Source organism: Frigoribacterium sp. 2-23 (assembly GCF_049601585.1).
Classification (GTDB): Bacteria; Actinomycetota; Actinomycetes; order Actinomycetales; family Microbacteriaceae; genus Frigoribacterium.
In genome coordinates this window covers 816,976-833,205 of sequence record NZ_CP187126.1, presented here as the reverse complement: position 1 = coordinate 833,205, position 16,230 = coordinate 816,976, and the positions used below count along the sequence as shown (strand labels likewise).

Below are 16,230 nucleotides of genomic sequence, written 5' to 3'. Positions count from 1 at the left end.
GAGAGCGCAGGGCGCCAGAGAGCGCAGAGCGCCAGAGAGCGCGGCCCGGCTCAGCCGCCGAAGCGCCGGTGCCGCACCGCGTAGTCGCGGACGGCGCGGAGGAAGTCGACCTCGCGGAGGTCGGGATAGAACGCCTCGACGAAGTAGAACTCGCTGTGCGCGCTCTGCCAGAGCATGAAGTCGCTGAGGCGCTGCTCCCCCGAGGTGCGGATGACGAGGTCGGGGTCGGGTTGTCCGCCCGTATAGAGGTGCTCGGCGATGAGCTCGGGCGTGAGCACCTCGGCGAGGGCCTCGAGCGTGCCGCCCTTGGCGTCGTGGTCGCGCACGATGCTCCGCATGGCGTCGGCGATCTCACGACGACCGCCGTAGCCGACGGCGAGGTTGACGTGCAGGCCACCGTGACCGGTGGTTCGAGCCTCGGCCTCGGACAGCGCGTTCTGCAGGGACTCGGGCAGGCTGTCGACGGCGCCCACGTGCTGCACGCGCCAGTCGCCGTGACGGGACAGTTCGTCGGCGACTCCACCGATGATGTCGAACAGCTCGGTGAGCTCTTCGGTGTGACGGTTGCCGAGGTTGTCGGCCGACAGCAGATAGAGCGTAACGACCTTGATGCCGAGGTCGTCACACCAGGTCAGGAACTCGCTGATCTTGGCCGCGCCGGCGCGATGCCCGTGCGCCGCGGTCTCGAGCATGCGTTCCTTGGCCCAGCGCCGGTTGCCGTCGACGATCATGGCGACGTGGTGTGGCAGGGCGGCGCCGTCGAGACTCCGGCGGATGCGGTTCTGGTACAGGCCGTACAGCACACCCCGGGCGAAGGGGGAACGGCGGCGGCTTCTCACAGGGCTACGGTAGCCCACCCGCCGACCGTGGATTCCCAGCGGACACCCCCGCAGGCTGCCTTATTCTCGGCAGATGAGCACCTCTGCGACCCGTGGCGTCGAGACCGAGCCGGGCGCGGACATCCCGCACCTGCCCCTCCTCGACGATGCCCTCGCGTACGCCTCGATCGAGCGCAAGCCGACGTGGCGCGGGTGGATCCACGCCGCGACCTTCCCGCTCGCGATCGCCTCGGGCATCGTGCTCGTCTGCCTGGCCCAGGGGGCCGCGGCGAAATGGGCCTGCGCCGTCTTCCTGACGACGTCGGTGCTGCTCTTCGGCATCTCGGCCACGTACCACCGGTTCCCGTGGAGCCCGAACGCGAAGCGGTTCCTGAAGCGCCTCGACCACTCGAACATCTTCTTGCTCATCGCCGGCACGTACACCCCGCTCGCCGTCGTGGCGCTGCCCGAGTCCAAAGGCACGCTGCTGCTCGTGCTGGTGTGGACGGGAGCCTTGTTCGGCATCGCGTTCCGGGTGTTCTGGCTGGGGGCGCCCCGCTGGCTCTATACGCCGCTCTACGTCTTGTTGGGCGTCGGCGCGTTGCTGTTCGTCGGCGACCTGTTCGCGGCGAACCTCGCGATGATGGTCCTCGTGCTGGTCGGCGGCGGCCTCTATATCGTCGGCGCCGTCTTCTACGCGACGAAGTGGCCGAACCTCGCGCCGGGCCACTTCGGGTTCCACGAGCTGTTCCACTCGTTGACCGTCGCGGCGTACGTCTGCCACATGACGGGGATCATGATCGTCGTCGTCAACCCGCCGATCGCTTAGGACGCCGCGACGACCGGCGCTCCGGGAGACGCCGCCTAGCGGTCGTCGCCGGGCAGGCGTCCGTCGGCCGACGGACGCTCCTCGTGGTCCAGATCCGCCGCCGCCGCCTCGGCCTCGGCTGTCTCGGCGTCGAGCCGCTCGCGGATCTCCCCGCGGTAGCGCGTCCGGCGCACCCGCCGCGTCATGTCGACCGCGATCAGCACGGTCGCGATCGCGACGAAGGCGATGGCGACGAAGCCCCAGACCCCGGGGGTCACCGACACGTCGGGCACCGTCGACGGAGGCAGCGTCGGATCGGGTGTCGTCGCCGCGAGGAGGCGCGTGCCGGTCAGCAGGGCCGCGTCACCGAGAGCGCTCATCGCGTCTCACCCCCGGCGCCGGCCGCGGAGGGCTCGTCGTCGACGATCCCCGCGAACAGGTCCGTCTCGGGAGTCGGCGAGTCGACGTGCGACTCGACGAGCTGGAAGTCCTCCGTCGGCCAGGCAGCCGCCTGGAGCTCGTTCGGCCAGAAGAAGAAGAAACTGTCGAGCGGCACCTGGCTGGCGTGGGCCCGCAGCGCATCGTCGCGGGCCGGGAAGAAGTCGGAGACCGCCACGTGCGTCGTCGCCAGGTCGGGCCGAGAGCCCATCCACTCGAGCATCTCGCCGAGCCGCTCGGCCAGCGGCGACTCGGGGTCGTGCTCTTCGACGTAGGCGAGCATGGCCCGGATGCGCGCCGCGTTGAGGATGCGGTCGTAGTAGACCTTGTCGATCTGCCACGGCTCGCCGGTCTCGGGGTAGCGGCTCGGGTCGGCGGCGGCCCGGTACGCCTCCATCGACACCTCGTGCGTGCGGATGTGGTCGGGGTGCGGGTACCCGCCGTTCTCGTCGTACGTGACGAGCACGTGCGGCTTGAACCGGCGGATGATCGCCACGAGGGGCTCGGCGCTCGTCTCGAGCGGGATCGTCGCGAACCCGTTGAGCGCGACGGGCTCGCCTTCGGCCGGCAGACCCGAGTCGGCGTAGCCGAGCCAGAGGTGATCGACACCCATCGCCTTCTGCGCGGCGGCCATCTCGTGCACCCGCAGACCGGCGATGTCCCGCTCGGCGTGCGCGCGGGCCTCGAGCTTGTCGTTCAGGATCGAGCCCTGCTCACCGCCCGTGCAGCTGACGACGAGGACGTCGGCGCCGCGATCGCGGTAGTAGGCATACGTCGCCGCACCCTTGCTGGATTCGTCGTCGGGGTGGGCGTGGACCGCCAGCAGGCGCAGGGTCACTCGTTCCTCGCAATTCTCGCGGGTAGGCGTTGCTACCCTGGCCTCAAGGATAATCGGACGGAGATCGCGTGAGGTCCACGTCGGCTGACAGCAGCTGGCCCGGGGCGCCCGCCACGGGCTCACCGAGCGAACCCGAGGGCGCAACCGGGCCCGACGACGGGCGCAATCCCGACGACCCGGTCGACCGTCCCGTCGCAGCACCTCCCTCGTCGCCCCGACTCGACGCCCGCTACGGTCGCTCGCCGAATCGTCGTCGACGCCGCGGTGTCATCGCGATCGTGACCGCCGCCTCCTTCGTCGTCGTGTTCGCGGCGTGGGTCGTCTTCGCCGCCTTCGACGGGACGGGCTCCAAGCTCGAGACCTCCGACCTGGGCTATGTCGTGACCGATGCCCGCGACATCGACGTGCGCTACAGCGTGAGCGTGGAGCCGGGCACGGCGGTGTCGTGCGCCGTCCAGGCCCAGAACACCACCTTCGCGATCGTCGGCTGGAAGGTCGTCCATCTGCCCGCCGCGACCCAGCGGAGCACGACGTACACGACGTCCTTGAAGACGAGCGAACGTGCCGTCACGGGCTTGATCTACCGGTGCTGGCTTCCGTAGACTGCTCGGATTCGCTATCGAGACCGGCCAGTCGGCCGGTCTCCTTTTTTCGGTTGGCGACCCTCGGCGGGCTCCACGGCCGGTGCCGCCCGGCATCGGGCAGTCGCCGGACGGGTTCGCCTCACGAAGGAGACACCATGAGCAACGACAACGCGACCACCTGGCTCACGACGGACGCCCGCGACCGCCTCCAGGCCGAGCTCGACACGCTGAGCGGCGAAGGCCGCCGCGAGATCGCGAGCCGCATCGAGGCAGCTCGTGAAGAGGGCGACCTGAAGGAGAACGGCGGCTACCACGCCGCCAAGGACGAGCAGGGAAAGATGGAGGCGCGCATCCGCACGCTGACCAACCTGCTGAAGCACGCCACGGTGGGCGAGTCGACCGCCGCCGACGGCATCGTCGGGCCGGGTACCGTCGTCACCGCCGTGATCGCCGGCGACCCGTCGACCTTCCTGCTCGGCAACCGCGAGATCATCGCCGCCGACAGCGACATGTCGGTCTACAGCGAGACGAGCCCGCTCGGCCAGGCCATCAACGGCCTCAAGGTCGGCACGAAGACGAGCTACACGGCGCCGAACGGCAAGGAGATCGCGGTCGAGGTCACCGCGGTCGAGACCTACACGCCGTAACGGCTCCGCCCGACGCCCCGCGTCGCACGCGGAAAGGGACGAGACACCCCCGGGCCCGGGGGTGTCTCGTCCCTTTCCGCGTGTAGAGCGGCCGGCCGGCGGCCTAGAAGTCGACGTTGGGCGTGAAGCCCGCGTCGCGCAGCCGCTGCAGCACGTCCTCGACGTGATCGGGTCCGCGCGTCTCGACGCTCAACTCGAGTTCGACCTCGCTGATCTGCAGCCCGCGACCGTGCCGGGTGTGCAGCACCTCGACGACGTTCGCGTTCGCGTCGGACAGGATCTCGCTGACCCGGGTCAGCTGACCCGGGCGGTCGGGCAGCATCACGCGCAGCTTCAGGTAGCGCTCGGCGGCGACGAGGCCCCGGCTGATGATGCGCTCCATCATGAGCGGGTCGATGTTGCCACCGCTCAAGACGATCACCGTGGTGCCGAGGTCACGCACCTGCTCCGTGAGCACGGCCGCCACCCCGACGGCGCCCGCCGCCTCGACGACGAGCTTCGCGCGCTCGAGCATGACGAGCATCGCGCGCGCCGTGTCGTCGTCGCCGACCGTGACGACCTCGTCGACGGTCTTCTTGACGATCTCGAAGTTGAGGATCCCGGGGCGCGCGACGGCGATGCCGTCGGCGATCGTCGGCTGCGCGTCGACGCCCGTCAGCTCGCCCCGCGTCAACGACAGCGCATAGGGGGCGGCGTTCGCGGCCTGCACCCCGATGACACGGACGCGACGGCCGGTCACCTCGGCCATCTGCGCGAGGGCGCTCGCCACGCCGGAGATCAGCCCACCACCGCCGATCGGGACGATGACGGTGTCGACGTCGGGGACCTGCTCGAGGATCTCGAGGCCGAGCGTGCCCTGACCCGCGACGACGTCGGCGTGGTCGAACGGCGGGATGAACACCGCGCCGGTGCTGGCCGAGAACTCCCCCGCGGCGAGCAGCGCCTGCTCGACGTTGTGGCCGCTGAGCACGACGTCCGCGCCGTAGTGCCGCGTCGCCTGCAGCTTGGGCAAGGCGACGCCGACGGGCATGAAGATGGTGGCCTTGATGCCGAGCTCGCGAGCGGCCAGGGCGACACCCTGGGCGTGGTTGCCGGCGGACGCCGCGACGACGCCGCGCGCCTTCTCGTCGTCCGAGAGCTGTGTCAGTCGGTTGTACGCGCCACGGATCTTGTACGAGCCGGTCCGCTGCAGGTTCTCGCACTTGAGGTAGACGGGAGAGCCCAGCACGTCGGCCAAGAACTGCGAGCTCTCCATCGGGGTGACGCGGGCGACCTTCGCGACCCGCCCCCGCGCCTCCTCGATCTCGCGGAGGGTGGGCCCTGCCAGGGTGAGGTCAGACATCGGTCACGAGTCCCTTCGAGCGGACATCGCTCTGGATCGGTCGGTCGGTGGTCTTCCAGCGGCCGCTGGCGACGTAGGAGATCATCACGTTCAGAACGGCCACGACGGGCACGGCGAACAGGGCGCCGGGGATGCCCGCCAGCAACGACCCCGCGGCGACGGCGAAGACGACGGCCAGCGGGTGCACCTTGACGGCGCTGCCCATGACGAACGGCTGCAGCAGGTGCCCCTCGAGCTGCTGCACGAGGATGACGACGGCGAGCATCAGGAGGGCGACGACCCACCCGTTGTAGACGAGCGCGATGACGACGGCGATCGTGCCGGTCGCGACGGCTCCCACGACGGGCACGAACGACCCGAGGAAGACGGCGATGGCGATCGGGGCGACGAGCGGCAGCCCGAGCAGCAGGGCACCGAGCCCGATGCCCACCGCGTCCACGAACGCGACGAAGATCTGCACCTTGACGAAGTTCGTCAACGTGGTCCACCCGGCACGGCCCGCACCGTCGATGGCGGCACGCGCCGTGCGCGGGAAGATGCGCACGACCCAGCGCCAGATCTCGGCGCCGCCGATCAGGAGGAAGATCGTGGCGAAGAGACAGAGCAGCAGACCGGCCCCGACGTGCCCGACCGTGGTGCCGACCGAGAGCGCCCCGCGTAGCAGCGGCTGGGAGTCGGTCTGCAGCGCGGTCACGGCATCGGACACGTAGTCGTTCAGCTGCCGCTCGGTGAGGTGCAGCGGCGACGCGAGCAGGAAGTCCTTGAACTGCTCGTACGACGCGACCGAGCGATCGCGCAGCGACGGCCACCCGTCGACGAGCTGCAGCACGACCAGATAGACGAGCCCCGACACGACGACGAGCAGGCCGACCAGGCTGACGACGACGGCCGCCCACTTGGGCCAGCGGTGCCGCTGCAGCCAGTTCGAGAACGGGACGAGCAGGGCGGACACCAACAGGGCGACCATGAACGGGATGACGATGATGCGCAGCTGGATGACCAGCCAGACGAAGAGTCCGATCACACCGGCGATGACGAGCAGGCGCCAGGACCACGCGCCGGCGATGACCATGCCGCGCGGGAGGGACGGATCGGCCTGTCCGCGTGCCGAGGCCGGAGCGTCGTCGATCGTGTGCTCGGCCGCTCCGCGCGGGGCCCTGGTGCGCCGGATCATCCGCCCAGTGTAGGGGTCGCGGCGCCGTGTTACATGAGGCATGCCTCCATCGGCATACGCCCGGGTCAGACGCCGATCCACGCGGCGAGACCCGGACAGCCGATGTCAGCACGAGGGCCCACCGGGGCTCCCGCCGATCAACCTCTCGGGACGACGGCGAGGGGCTGGGGGGCGAACGCGAGACGCACGGTCTCGCCCTCGCGCCTCCGGTCGTCCGCGCGGTGCTCGACGACGATCGTGGCTCCGGAGGCGGTGGTCACCGTGGTCCGCGAGACCGGCCCCAGGAACGACACGCTCGTGACCGTGCCTTCCCAGCCCTGTTCGGCGAGGCGCAGGTTCTCGGGGCGGATGAGCGCCCACACCGGACCGTCGGCGGGCGAGCCGACGGCGGGCAGCTCGCAGCCCGGCAGCCGCACGAGACCGTCGACGACATCGGCCACGATGCGGTTGCTCGACCCGACGAACTCGGCCACGAACGGCGTGGCCGGTGTGGCGTAGAGCGACTCCGGTGTCCCGATCTGCTCGATGACGCCCGCCCGCATGACGGCCACGCGGTCGGCGACGGCGAGCGCCTCCTCCTGGTCGTGGGTCACGAACAGGGTCGTGATGGACAACTCCTTCTGGATACGTCGGATCTCGTCGCGCAACTGCACGCGGACCTTCGCGTCGAGGGCGCTCAACGGCTCGTCGAGCAGCAGCACCCGGGGGCTCGTGACGAGCGCCCGGGCGAGCGCGACACGCTGCTGCTGACCCCCCGAGAGCTGGTGGGCGTAGCGGTCGCCGAGGGCACCGAGGCCGACCAGCTCGAGCATCTCGGCGGCCCGGGACGCCCGCTCGGCCGAGCCGACGCGGCGCATCCGGAGGCCGAACTCGACGTTCTGGCGCACCGTCAGATGGGGGAAGAGCGAATACGACTGGAACACCATGCCGATGTCGCGGCGATGCGTCGGCACACCGACGACGTCGCGACCGTCGATGGCGATGCTGCCGCTCGTGGTGGTCTCGAGTCCGGCCAGGCTGCGCAGCGCGGTCGTCTTGCCGCACCCCGACGGTCCGAGCACGGCGACGAGCTCGCCCGGGTGCAGCTCCAGGTCGACGCCCGCGAGGGCGCGGCTGCCGCCCGGGTACTCCTTGACGACGCCTTCGAAGCGGACGGAGGCGCCGGTCGTCTGCCGAGAGCGAGTGACGGTGGTCTGGTCGGTGACGGTCATGGGAGGGCCTTTCGAGCGGAGGTCGGGCCGGTCAGGCCGGACGGGCCGAGCGGGGACGACGAGGAGCCGGGCGTGCGCGGCCGGCGGACGCGGGTGACCGGGCGCACCGTCCCGATGCGACCGACACGCCCGATCACGACCAGCAGGACGAACGCGAAGGTCAGGGCCATCAGGGCGAAGGCGACGGCGGCGTAGGGATCGCTGCGCGAGACCTGGACGAGGGCGGTCTGCAGGGTGACGCGGTTGAGCAGCGACGCGATGGTGAACTCGCCGAGGACGACGGCCACGGTGATGAAGCCGGCGGCGAGCAGCCCGCGACGGAGGCTCGGCACGATGATGCCGACCATGATGCGGGGCCAGCCCGCGCCGAGCGTGCGCGCCGCCTCGGTGAGGGTCTTGAGGTCGGTCGCCGCGAGATCGGACTGGATCGCCCGGTAGGCGTACGGCAGCACGGTGATGCCGTACGCGAAGGCGAGGGTCCAGACGCCCCCTCCGCCCATCCGCACGATGACCCCGTAGACGGGTGCGAGACCGACGACGAGCACGATCGCCGGAACCGTGATCGGGATGATGCAGAGGAACTCGAGCGGCCGGACGAGACGCGGATAGCGCAGCGATACCAGCACCATGGCCGGCACGAGCAGGAGCAGCACGAGGACGGCCGAGACCACGGCGAGGACGAGGGAGTTGCCGACGCCCTGGACGAGGACACGGTAGGTGCGCGCGTGGGCCGGGTCGACCAGGGCGGTCCAGTGGCCGAGGTCGTAGCCCACGCCCGTCGGGCTGCGGAGGGTGAAGGCGACCATGGCCGCGATCGGGATCGCGAACGCGAGACCGACCACGATCAACACGAGGCGGCGGAGGGCGACGCTCATCGCTGCCACCTCTCGGTCCGACGCTGGAGGCGCGAATAGACGATCATGACGGCCGCCATCACGACGATCATGCCGAGGGCCAGGGCTCCCGCGACGTTCGCGCGGCCCAGCACCGTCTCGCTGACGAGGGCGGCCCGGATCTGCAGCGGCACGATCTGGGCGCCCTGGCTGATCAGCGCCGCCGCCGTGGCGTACGACGAGAACGCGTTGGCGAACAGCAGCAGCAGACTGCCGGTGAAGGCGGGCGCGAGCACGGGGACGACGACCTTCGTCAGGTGCTGCCACCAGGTGCCTCCGAGTGTCGCCACCGCCTCCTGCCATTGCGGCTTCAGCCCGGACACGGCCGGCATGAACGTGATGACCATCAGCGGAACCTGGAAGTACACGTACGGCAGCACGAGACCCCGGACGGTGTAGAGCTGCGCGCCGTCGATGTCGATGCCGAACGACTGGATGAGCAGTTGCGTGACGACGCCCTGCAGGCCGATCGTCGCGATGAACGCGAAGGCGAGCATCACGCCGCCGAACTGCGCGAGCACGCTCGCGGCGGAGTCGATCATGCCGCGGACGGCACCGTCGGGACGCAGAGCGGTGAGGCCCCAGCAGACGGCCGCGCCGACGAGGGCGCCGATCACGGCGCTGACGGCCGACACCCCGAACGAGCTCACGAAGGTGCCGAGGATCGCCGGCTCCCCCAGCACGGCGATGTTGTCGAGGGTCGGGACACCCGTGGCGTCGAAGAAACCCGTGGCCAGTGCGATGCCGCACGGCACCGCCAGGAAGAGCAGCACGTAGAGCGCGAACGGTGTCAGCCCCCACCACGCCGCCGGGCGACGCCGGGCCGGTGAGGGCCCGACGTCGCCGCGGACGGATGCGGTGGTCGTGCTGTCCGCCGGAGCGGTGTCGACCACGGTCATGGGGCTCAGCCGATCGCGGTGGCCCAGGTGGCGGCGAGCGTCTTCGACGCGGCCTCCGTCTGCGCGCTGGTGAACTGGACGACGTCGGAGGGCTGGGCCCCGACCTTGTCGAGGGCGTCCTTGTCGACGGTGCCGGCCTTGCTCATCGCGTCCATGCGGACGGGGTAGGCACCGGCCTGCAGGTACAGGTTCTGCGCGGTGTCGCTCATGATGAACTCCTGCCACAGACGTGCGGCGGCGGGGTGCGGGGCGTCGACGTTGATGGCCTGGTTGTAGTAGCTGGCCAGTGCCGTGCCGGGCAGCACGACCGTCTTCCAGTCGCGGCCGCTCGCGGTGTCGGCGGCGGCCAGGTTGTTGTAGCTCCAGTCGAAGACGACGGGGGTCTCGCCGCTGGCGATCGTGGCGGGCGTCGGGTCGACCGGCAGCAGGTTGCCCGCGTCGCTCATCTTGCCGAAGAAGTCGACGCCGGCCGTGATGTCGTCGGCGCTGCCGCCCGACTGCAGGGCGGCCCACTGGACGGCCGCGGCGGCCGCACCGGCCTGGGTCGGGTCGCCGTTGATGGCGACCTTGCCCTTGTAGCCCGAGCCGAGCAGGTCGTCGAGGCTCTTCGGCGCCGAGACGGCGCTGGCGTCGTAGCCGATCGACATGAGCCCGGTGTAGTCGTAGACCCACTTGCCGTCGGCGTCCTTGCGCTCGTCGGGGATGTCGTCCCAGGTCGTCACCTTGTAGGGCGCGAAGTAGTCGAGGCTGTCGAGCGTGACGGCCGAGCCGAGGTCGAAGACGTCGGGGGCGGTGTCCTGACCCTTGAGGTTCTTCGCGGCGGCGATCTCGTCGGCGCTCGACACGTCGGGGTCGGCCGAGTTGACCGTGATGCCGTACTTGTCCTCGAAGGCCGAGATGATCTTGCCGTAGTTGGCCCAGGTCTCGGGCAGCGCGATGACGTTCAACGAGCCCTCGGCCTTGGCAGCGCTGACGAGGCCGTCCATCCCGCCGAACGCGTCGGCGCTCGTCGCGGTCGCGGCGTCGACGCCGCCCGCGGCGCTCGAGCCGGAGTCGCCGGAGCAGGCGGTGAGGCCGAGAGCGACGACGGCGAGGGCGGCCGCCGGTGCGACGAATCGCTTCGCGAGGGAACGGGTCATGATCACGGGAATTCCTCCGGGTGGGTCGGGCTGTGAGGGCGGCACGGGGGTGCTGAAGGGAAGCTAGAAGGCGTGGGCGTCCGGGTGGCGGTCGGCAGATGAATTGCTCGTGAACCGCAGGAGGCGCGTCACTGTCGGCGGCGCTGGCTAGGGTCGACCCCGTGGCCGCTCCCGAACGTCTCTCCCCTGCCCTCGCCCGACGTGTCGCCCTCGCCGCCCAGGGCTTCGGCCGCCCGACGGCGACCGTGGGCACCCGCCAGCTGAACGGCCTGATCGACCGTCTCGGTCTCGTGCAGATCGACTCCGTCAACGTCTTCGAACGCAGCCACTACCTGCCGTTCTTCGCCCGACTCGGCCCGTACGACAAGACTCTGCTCGACCGCCTGACGATGACGCCCCGGTCGCGCTACATCGAGTACTGGGCGCACGAGGCCGCCTTCGTGCCCGTGTCGACATGGCCTCTGCTGCGCTGGCGGATGGACGACTACCGGGCGAAGTGGCTCGGCGACGACTCGTCGTGGCTCGCGCAGAACGCCTCGATGGCTCGGTGGCTGCTCGACGAGCTGCGCGACAAGGGCCCGCTGCCGGCCTCACTGATCGAGCACGACGCCAACGTCCGCACCGGCCCCTGGTGGGGCTGGGGCGACGTCAAGCGGGGGCTCGAGAGCCTGTTCCGGGTGGGCGACGTCGTCAGTGCCGGCCGGCGCCGCTTCGAGCGCGTCTACGCGCTGCCCGAGCAGGTCCTCCCCGCGTCCGTCCTCGACGAGACGGTCGATCGCGCCGAGGCGCACCGCCGCCTGGTGGCCCACGCCGCCTCGGCCCACGGCGTCGGCACGACGTCCGACCTCGCCGACTACTTCCGGCTCAAGACCGCCGATGTCCTGCCGGCCCTCCACGACCTGCACGACGAGGGGGTCCTGCAGCCCGTGTCCGTCGACGGCTGGACCCGACCCGCGTGGCTGCACCGCGACGCGCGGCTGCCCCGCCGCCTCGACGCCGACGCCCTGCTGTCACCGTTCGACCCGGTCGTCTGGGAGCGCCCGCGGGCCGAACGACTCTTCGGGTTCCACTACCGCATCGAGATCTACACGCCCCAGCCGAAGCGCGTGCACGGGTACTACGTGCTGCCGGTGCTGCAGGGCGACAGCCTGGTGGCGCGCGTCGATCTGAAGAGCGACCGGCAGGCGGGAGTGCTGCGTGTGCAGGCCGCCTGGCGCGAACGCGACCTGCCCGTCGATGTCGAGAGGCTGGCGGCGTTGCTGCACCGCGCCTCCTCGTGGCAGGGTCTCGACGGTGTCGAGGTCATGCCGCGCGGCGACCTCGCCGATGCCCTGGCCGCGGCCGTGTAGGCGCGCCCGCGGCGTCGGCGCCCGCCGGAGCAGGGCGGCCTAGAACGACGCGGCGTTCTCGCGCAGTCGCTTGATGCGGTCCTCGAGGGGCGGGTGCGTGCTGAACAGGCGGTCCATCGCGCCTGGTTTCATCGGGTCGCTGATCCAGAGGTGCGACATCGACGAGTTCTGCTGGCGCATCGGTCGGCCGTAGGCCCCGAGCTTCTCGAGTGCTCGGGCCAGCCCCTCGGGGTACCGCGTCGTCAGAGCACCGGTCGCATCGGCGAGGTACTCGCGCTGACGCGACACCGCGGCCTGCACACCGGCAGCGGCGAGCGGCGCGATGATCATGGCGGCGAGCCCGGCGATCAGCAGGACGGGGTTGCCGCCCCCACCGCCGTTGTTGTTGCTGTTGTTGCGGTTGCCACCCGACAGGGCACTGAAGAACGACATGCGGAGCAGGATGTCGGCCAGGAACCCGACGGCGACGACGAGCCCGAACACCATCATCGAGACCCGGATGTCGTAGTTCTTGACGTGACCCATCTCGTGGGCCATGACGCCCTGCAGTTCGCTGTCGTCCATGATCTCGAGCAGCCCCGTCGTGGCCGCGACGATCGCGTGGTCGGGGTCGCGTCCGGTCGCGAACGCGTTCGGCGACGGGTCGACGACCACGTAGACCTTCGGCATCGGCATGCCCATCGTGATCGACAGGTTCTCGACGGTCTTGTAGAGGCGCGGCGCGGTCTGGGCGTCGACCTGCTGGGCCCCGCTCATGGCGACGGCCTGACCACTCGCCGCGAAGTACTGGAAGAGCGCGTAGAGCACCGCCACGACGAGCACGACGAAGCCGATCGAGAAATTGTTCCAGAGCAGCCCGGCACCGAACCCGAGGGCGCCGACGATCACGATGAAGATCGCGATGATCAGGACGGTGTTGCGCTTGTTACGCGCTATCGCGGAATACATGAGGAGGCTCGCTCAGGAAGGCGGGACGGCGTCGCGTCGGGCGTCGTCAGAACTGCACGCGCGGCGGCTCCGCGATCGCCGACGGCTCGGCGACCTCGAAGAAGTCGCGCTCGGTGAAGCCCAGGCGGCGGGCGAACAGCGTGTTGGGGAACACGCGCGTCTTCGTGTTGAACTCGCGGACGCCGCCGTTGTAGAAACGACGCGAGGCCTGGATCTTGTCCTCGGTGTCGACGAGCTCGGACTGCAGCTGCAGGAAGTTCTGGCTCGCCTGCAACTGCGGGTACGCCTCGGCCACCGCGAAGATGCTCTTGAGGGCCGTCTGCATGTGGTTCTCGGCCGCGGAGGCCTGCGCGGGTGTCTGGGCGCTGATCGTCTCGGCGCGGGCCTGCGTGACGTTCTGGAACACGCTCGCCTCGTGGGTGGCGTAGCCCTTCACCGATTCGATGATGTTCGGGATCAGGTCGGCTCGACGCTTCAGCTGGACGGTGATGTCGCTCCACGCCTCGTCGACGCGCATCTTCAGCGTCACGAGCGAGTTGTACGTCGCCCAGAGGTAGATCCCGATGATGACGGCCAGCAGGACGATGATGCCGACGGCGACCAGGATGCCGATAGTGGCCGGGTTCATGCGGGGTTCTCCTCGGGGTACGTCACGCGGGTTGCACGGCGCTGTGCCCCGGGACGGGACATCGATCGGGTCGCCGCAGCGCGTCATTCACTATAAATGGGCCTTGCGATGGCTTCACGTCGACTGGGCGTTCTCGGAGCGAACTCACGCCTGGATCGTGGCCCCGTGCCTCAATATGAGTAATCCCCCGTGAGGTTGATTGACTTGTCGCCCGGCACCGTGCTGAATGGGTGGTAGTGCCCGCGACTCCGATCTCACTCCGCTCCCGTGCTGCGACCGCCGCCGGGCCGTCGTCGACCGTGATTTCGAGGCGAACCGCGCGACGCGTCCGGTCCTCCGGCCGATGGATCGCGCCCACGCTGCTCGCCGCACTGGCCCTGTCCGTCCTCAGCCCGGCCGCCGTCTTCGCGTCGCCGACCCCCGACCCGACGTTCAGCGCGCCGAGCCCGACGCCGCCGGCAGCCGTCGCCCCGACGATCGACGACGTCGGCAACCGCTCGACGAACAGCGTCACCGTGACCGGCACCGGCACGCCCGGGGCGGCGCTCCGCATCCTGGACCCGTCCGTCCCGTCGGCGTCCCTCTGCACGACGACGGTGGCCGCGTCGGACTCCGCCTCGGCCCCCTGGTCGTGCCGGGTGACCCTGCCGAACGGCGCGGGCCTCCGGCTCACCGTCCGCGACACCACGAACGCCACCGACGATGCCACGACGGGGTCGTTCTCGGTGCTCGGCGCGCCGACCGTCACCGGGGGTCTGCTCGTCGGTGCCAAGGCGAGCGGCACCGGCTACCCCGGCGCCACCGTCTCCGTGTCGGCGACGGGCGGCGCGACCACGACGGCGACCGTGGGCTCCGGAGGCGCATGGGAAGCCATCCTGCCGGCAGGCGCGTTCCCGTCCGGCACGTACGCGCTGCAGGCGACGCAGTCGTCCGCGGCCATCCCCGCCGTCCCGACCTCGTCGGCCTCGTCGCCCGTCTCGGCGACCGTCGACCGCGACGCGCCGAGCGCGCCCACCGTGACGTCGCCCGGAGCCGGGTCGACGATCTCGGCGCAGCCCGTCACGTTCCGAGGCCAGGGTGAGGACGGCGCGATCGTCACGGTCTACGTGGACAGCAGCCCGGTCTGTCAGAGCCGCGTCGTCTCGGGTGCCTGGCAGTGCACCTCGACCGGATCGAGCCTGCCCGATGGTGCACGAGACATCCAGGCCGCCCAGGTGGACGCCGCCGGCAACTACGGGCCGCCGTCGACCGCCCTCCGCGTGACCGTCCGCAACGCACCGGCCGACAGCGCCCCCGCGGCGTCCGCGCCCTCCACGCCGACGCCCACGCCGTCGAAGTCCGCCTCGCCCTCCCCGACACCGGCCCCGACCGACGGCGCCGTGCCTCCGCCCTCCGCGGCCGGGACACCCCCGGGGCAGTCGGGCACCGCGCCCGGCGTGCCGGGTCGTGGAGGCGGAGGCAGCGGCCCCTCGGGTGCCGCCGGCTCCGGCACCTGGGCGACCGCCACCTCCTTCGGTCGTGACCTGCCGACCCTCGCCCAGACGATCGGCACCCCCGCCTGGCCCGCCGCCATCGCGCTCGGTGTGCTCTTCCTCGTCCTGATCGCAGCCCCCTCCCGGCTCGCCTCCGCCGCCGCTCGCGGGCGCTGGCATCCCCTCCGAGCACGCCTGACCGGCCGCAACCGATCGGTCGAGGTGCCCACCGGTTTCAACACCGGCACGATCAGCCCGTGGGTCGCCGTGGGCGTGACGATCGCCGCCGGCGCCGCCATCACCGCGCTGGCCGCCGGAGTCGACGACGAGGTGCAGTACGCCCGGATGGCCGCCGGGATCGTGCTCGGGCTCCTCGTCGTCAACGGTGTCTGCCTGGTGCTGCCCGCCGCCGTCCTGGCCCGGAGGCGGGGCCTCCCGCTGCGGCTCCGGGTCTCGCCCGGGCTGGTGCTCGCGGCCGTCGCCGCAGCCGGCGCGACGCGGCTCCTGGGTCTCGACCCACCCCTCCTCGTCGGTGTCCTGGTGGCGGCGGGCCTCTCGACCGTCGGACTCGGGCGCGATGCCGTCGAACCCACGCCGCGCGATCGCGGCACGGTCGCCCTCGCGCAGCTCGGTCTGCTGACGGTGCTGCCCTTCGCCGCGTGGATGCTGCACGGCGTCGTCGGACTCGACGGCGGCTTCTGGTCGCAGCTCGGCCGCGAGACCATGGCGACGATCTGCCTGGCCGGTCTGGGGTCGCTCGTGCTGTTGCTCCTGCCCCTCGGCGCTCTACCGGGCAGGGCTCTGTGGGCGATGTCGCGACCCGCGTATCTCGTGACGGCCCTCGCCGGCGTGACGGCCGCCTCCATCGTGTTCGTCGGCAACCCGGTGAGCGGGTTCCCGATCGGGCCGCTCGTGGTCGTCGCCGCCTCGTGCGCCGCCATCGCCGTCGCGGCGTGGCTCTGGGTGCGCTTCGTGGAGCCGACACGCGCCGACTTCTGACGCGCCCGCTTCTGACCCGCCGGATTCGGGGCCCCCGGCTTGG

16 protein-coding genes are annotated in these 16,230 nt (G+C 70.9%); 5 read left to right on the top strand and 11 right to left on the bottom strand.

The features are described from left to right. Positions 1 to 50 precede the first annotated feature (50 nt). The gene (locus tag ACPEEZ_RS03995; RefSeq protein WP_423923050.1) at positions 51 to 839 is read right to left on the bottom strand and encodes an isoprenyl transferase; all 789 of its coding nucleotides are present in this window, start codon (positions 837 to 839) and stop codon (positions 51 to 53) included. Between the two features lie 73 nt (positions 840 to 912). Here ACPEEZ_RS03995 and trhA point away from each other — a divergent pair, with 73 nt between their 5' ends. After that, positions 913 to 1,647, top strand: coding sequence for a PAQR family membrane homeostasis protein TrhA (gene trhA, locus ACPEEZ_RS03990; RefSeq protein ID WP_423923048.1), 735 nt, complete (start codon positions 913 to 915; stop codon positions 1,645 to 1,647). A 35-nt stretch (positions 1,648 to 1,682) separates the two neighbouring features. Here trhA and ACPEEZ_RS03985 read toward each other — a convergent pair whose 3' ends face one another. Beyond that, positions 1,683 to 2,006 carry a hypothetical protein gene (locus ACPEEZ_RS03985; protein ID WP_423923046.1) on the bottom strand — a complete coding sequence of 108 codons (324 nt, stop codon included), beginning with the start codon at positions 2,004 to 2,006 and terminating at the stop codon, positions 1,683 to 1,685. Continuing rightward, positions 2,003 to 2,902, bottom strand: a complete 900-nt coding sequence (gene mca / locus ACPEEZ_RS03980) for a mycothiol conjugate amidase Mca (RefSeq protein WP_423923044.1) — start codon at positions 2,900 to 2,902, stop codon at positions 2,003 to 2,005. The genes ACPEEZ_RS03985 and mca overlap by 4 nt, the downstream gene beginning before the upstream one ends. A 68-nt stretch (positions 2,903 to 2,970) precedes the next feature. Here mca and ACPEEZ_RS03975 point away from each other — a divergent pair, with 68 nt between their 5' ends. Next, on the top strand, positions 2,971 to 3,504 hold the full coding sequence (locus ACPEEZ_RS03975; protein WP_423923042.1) for a DUF4307 domain-containing protein: 534 nt from the start codon (positions 2,971 to 2,973) through the stop codon (positions 3,502 to 3,504). A 137-nt stretch (positions 3,505 to 3,641) separates the two neighbouring features. Then, positions 3,642 to 4,133: a transcription elongation factor GreA gene (greA, locus tag ACPEEZ_RS03970; RefSeq protein WP_423923040.1), complete on the top strand. Its 492-nt coding sequence runs from the start codon at positions 3,642 to 3,644 to the stop codon at positions 4,131 to 4,133. A 103-nt stretch (positions 4,134 to 4,236) separates the two neighbouring features. On the opposite strand, the gene ilvA is transcribed toward greA, so the two are convergent. The 6 genes from ilvA to ACPEEZ_RS03940 all read right to left on the bottom strand — a co-directional run bounded on the left by ilvA (position 4,237) and on the right by ACPEEZ_RS03940 (position 10,791). Then, positions 4,237 to 5,475 carry a threonine ammonia-lyase gene (gene ilvA / locus ACPEEZ_RS03965; RefSeq protein WP_423923038.1) on the bottom strand — a complete coding sequence of 413 codons (1,239 nt, stop codon included), beginning with the start codon at positions 5,473 to 5,475 and terminating at the stop codon, positions 4,237 to 4,239. Further along, a complete protein-coding gene (locus ACPEEZ_RS03960) occupies positions 5,468 to 6,649 on the bottom strand; it encodes an AI-2E family transporter (RefSeq protein ID WP_423923036.1) in 1,182 nt (393 codons plus the stop codon). Before ACPEEZ_RS03960 ends, ilvA begins: the two co-directional genes overlap by 8 nt. A 137-nt stretch (positions 6,650 to 6,786) precedes the next feature. Beyond that, positions 6,787 to 7,860 (bottom strand): ABC transporter ATP-binding protein, encoded by a 1,074-nt coding sequence (locus tag ACPEEZ_RS03955; protein ID WP_423923034.1) that lies wholly within the window; start codon positions 7,858 to 7,860, stop codon positions 6,787 to 6,789. Next, a complete protein-coding gene (locus ACPEEZ_RS03950) occupies positions 7,857 to 8,735 on the bottom strand; it encodes an ABC transporter permease subunit (protein ID WP_423923032.1) in 879 nt (292 codons plus the stop codon). Before ACPEEZ_RS03950 ends, ACPEEZ_RS03955 begins: the two co-directional genes overlap by 4 nt. Then, positions 8,732 to 9,652: an ABC transporter permease gene (locus ACPEEZ_RS03945; RefSeq protein WP_423923030.1), complete on the bottom strand. Its 921-nt coding sequence runs from the start codon at positions 9,650 to 9,652 to the stop codon at positions 8,732 to 8,734. Before ACPEEZ_RS03945 ends, ACPEEZ_RS03950 begins: the two co-directional genes overlap by 4 nt. Before the next feature lie 5 nt (positions 9,653 to 9,657). Then, positions 9,658 to 10,791 carry an ABC transporter substrate-binding protein gene (locus ACPEEZ_RS03940; RefSeq protein WP_423923028.1) on the bottom strand — a complete coding sequence of 378 codons (1,134 nt, stop codon included), beginning with the start codon at positions 10,789 to 10,791 and terminating at the stop codon, positions 9,658 to 9,660. 161 nt (positions 10,792 to 10,952) lie between these two features. Between ACPEEZ_RS03940 and ACPEEZ_RS03935 the strand changes: the two genes are divergently transcribed. Next, complete coding sequence (locus tag ACPEEZ_RS03935; RefSeq protein WP_423923026.1) at positions 10,953 to 12,140, top strand: winged helix-turn-helix domain-containing protein; 1,188 nt, start codon at positions 10,953 to 10,955, stop codon at positions 12,138 to 12,140. A gap of 39 nt (positions 12,141 to 12,179) precedes the next feature. Here the strand turns inward: ACPEEZ_RS03935 and ACPEEZ_RS03930 are convergent, their stop codons facing one another. Next, positions 12,180 to 13,088, bottom strand: a complete 909-nt coding sequence (locus ACPEEZ_RS03930; RefSeq protein ID WP_423923024.1) for a M48 family metalloprotease — start codon at positions 13,086 to 13,088, stop codon at positions 12,180 to 12,182. Between the two features lie 46 nt (positions 13,089 to 13,134). Further along, positions 13,135 to 13,716 (bottom strand): LemA family protein, encoded by a 582-nt coding sequence (locus ACPEEZ_RS03925; protein WP_423923022.1) that lies wholly within the window; start codon positions 13,714 to 13,716, stop codon positions 13,135 to 13,137. Positions 13,717 to 14,015: 299 nt separating this feature from the next. Here ACPEEZ_RS03925 and ACPEEZ_RS03920 point away from each other — a divergent pair, with 299 nt between their 5' ends. Next, positions 14,016 to 16,187, top strand: coding sequence for a hypothetical protein (locus tag ACPEEZ_RS03920; protein WP_423923020.1), 2,172 nt, complete (start codon positions 14,016 to 14,018; stop codon positions 16,185 to 16,187). The last annotated feature ends 43 nt before the right edge of the window (positions 16,188 to 16,230 follow it).

What these genes read in the sequence shown, in the direction of transcription:
- ACPEEZ_RS03955 (WP_423923034.1), bottom strand. Translation starts at nt 7,860, where the DNA reads ATGACCGTCACCGACCAGACCACCGTCACTCGCTCTCGGCAGACGACC.
- trhA (WP_423923048.1), top strand. Translation starts at nt 913, where the DNA reads ATGAGCACCTCTGCGACCCGTGGCGTCGAGACCGAGCCGGGCGCGGAC.
- ACPEEZ_RS03960 (WP_423923036.1), bottom strand. Translation starts at nt 6,649, where the DNA reads ATGATCCGGCGCACCAGGGCCCCGCGCGGAGCGGCCGAGCACACGATC.
- ilvA (WP_423923038.1), bottom strand. Translation starts at nt 5,475, where the DNA reads ATGTCTGACCTCACCCTGGCAGGGCCCACCCTCCGCGAGATCGAGGAG.
- ACPEEZ_RS03945 (WP_423923030.1), bottom strand. Translation starts at nt 9,652, where the DNA reads ATGACCGTGGTCGACACCGCTCCGGCGGACAGCACGACCACCGCATCC.
- ACPEEZ_RS03925 (WP_423923022.1), bottom strand. Translation starts at nt 13,716, where the DNA reads ATGAACCCGGCCACTATCGGCATCCTGGTCGCCGTCGGCATCATCGTC.
- ACPEEZ_RS03985 (WP_423923046.1), bottom strand. Translation starts at nt 2,006, where the DNA reads ATGAGCGCTCTCGGTGACGCGGCCCTGCTGACCGGCACGCGCCTCCTC.
- ACPEEZ_RS03930 (WP_423923024.1), bottom strand. Translation starts at nt 13,088, where the DNA reads ATGTATTCCGCGATAGCGCGTAACAAGCGCAACACCGTCCTGATCATC.
- ACPEEZ_RS03950 (WP_423923032.1), bottom strand. Translation starts at nt 8,735, where the DNA reads ATGAGCGTCGCCCTCCGCCGCCTCGTGTTGATCGTGGTCGGTCTCGCG.
- greA (WP_423923040.1), top strand. Translation starts at nt 3,642, where the DNA reads ATGAGCAACGACAACGCGACCACCTGGCTCACGACGGACGCCCGCGAC.
- ACPEEZ_RS03940 (WP_423923028.1), bottom strand. Translation starts at nt 10,791, where the DNA reads ATGACCCGTTCCCTCGCGAAGCGATTCGTCGCACCGGCGGCCGCCCTC.